The sequence below is a fragment of the Oligella sp. HMSC05A10 genome (assembly GCF_001808335.1).
Taxonomy (GTDB): domain Bacteria; phylum Pseudomonadota; class Gammaproteobacteria; order Burkholderiales; family Burkholderiaceae_B; genus Oligella; species Oligella urethralis.
In genome coordinates, this window is the sequence record NZ_KV792940.1 from 1 (window position 1) to 1,255 (window position 1,255).

At 37.7% G+C, this 1,255-nt stretch carries 2 protein-coding genes; both read left to right on the forward strand.

All coding sequences use genetic code 11. The features are described from left to right. The first annotated feature begins 98 nt into the window (after positions 1-98). Positions 99-329: a hypothetical protein gene (locus tag HMPREF3144_RS08840; RefSeq protein ID WP_018027463.1), complete on the forward strand. Its 231-nt coding sequence runs from the start codon at positions 99-101 to the stop codon at positions 327-329. Beyond that, positions 301-1,014 carry a hypothetical protein gene (locus HMPREF3144_RS08845; RefSeq protein WP_070477504.1) on the forward strand — a complete coding sequence of 238 codons (714 nt, stop codon included), beginning with the start codon at positions 301-303 and terminating at the stop codon, positions 1,012-1,014. Before HMPREF3144_RS08840 ends, HMPREF3144_RS08845 begins: the two co-directional genes overlap by 29 nt. The last annotated feature ends 241 nt before the right edge of the window (positions 1,015-1,255 follow it).

Below are 1,255 nucleotides of genomic sequence, written 5' to 3' on the forward strand. Positions count from 1 at the left end.
CGGCAGAAAAGAGACTGGACGCTATATGTGATCCAGTCTGCTTTGGTAAGTACTCTTTGATAAAATAAGAGTATTGATTAAAGCAAAGGAGTTTTATTATGAAACACCGCCATTTAAACCATGAAGACTTCACCTTAGCCGCTATTGATGACATTATTTCTCGTGGTGATGGTAATGATTGGATTGCATTAGGTTTAGAGTTAAAAAAAAATCCATCAACCATAATTTCAAAAATAAAAAAAGTCAGTGAACATCGTTTAAGCGATCCTTACGAACAACGTTATCATTTTTGGAGTTCCTATGCCAAAGCAAAAGAATCAAATGCCTGATTGGGAGCAAGTTCTCTCAGCTTCTGCGCATTTGCAAGAAATTCTACCCGAGGCTGTATTAGTGGGTGGAACAGCGAGTGTTATCTATGCAGGACATAGGCTCTCTTCTGGTGCAGACCATATACTGACTGATTTAAAAACTCATTTTGATGAGGTGCTTGAACAGTTGGAAAGTGTAGCTGGATGGAAAACGGCCAGATTGAAACGGCCAGTTTTAATCTTAGGGAGTTTAGATGGCATTGAGACAGGTGTCAGACAATTGATACGCCAAGCACCTTTAGAAAAGCAGGAGCTTTTATTGAAGGGTAATAAGATTACTCTGCCTACCCCTCATGAAATGCTACGAATCAAGGGGATTCTAATCTTAAAGAGAAATGCGACTAGAGATTACCTAGACTTCGCAGCTCTTTCAAAATACCTAGGACAGTCAGAAACTCAAAAGGCACTTGCTCCAATGAATATTCTCTATGAAAGTGATGACAAAATCGTATTACAACAATTAATGGCACAACTAGCCAACCCCTTACCATATGACTTGGATGATGTTGACTTATCAGAGTACAAATCAATCTCAGATGAATGGAAAAGTTGGGAGCATGTCAAAGAACAAGCAATTAAAGTTTCTCATTGGATTCTAGATAATGAATTGGAGAGAGATAGTTTAGAAGAAGATATAGAGCGTTAATCAGTTAACCTCAAAATCAACCTGAACAAGATATAGAACGATAACAGCTTCATCTTTTCACAAATCAAAACCGCCAGTTTAAAAACTAGGCGGTTTTTTTGTTATAGAGGCAAATATAAATGACGATAGCTTATTTAGGAGTCATGGTGCTCATCGGTATTACGTTGTATTTGCTAGTATATGGTGGCTTTAAAGAAGCCATGCTAAGCGTAGTTTTAACGTTTTTTGCAGCTATTTACCT

What these genes read in the sequence shown, in the direction of transcription:
- HMPREF3144_RS08845 (WP_070477504.1), top strand. Translation starts at nt 301, where the DNA reads ATGCCAAAGCAAAAGAATCAAATGCCTGATTGGGAGCAAGTTCTCTCA.
- HMPREF3144_RS08840 (WP_018027463.1), top strand. Translation starts at nt 99, where the DNA reads ATGAAACACCGCCATTTAAACCATGAAGACTTCACCTTAGCCGCTATT.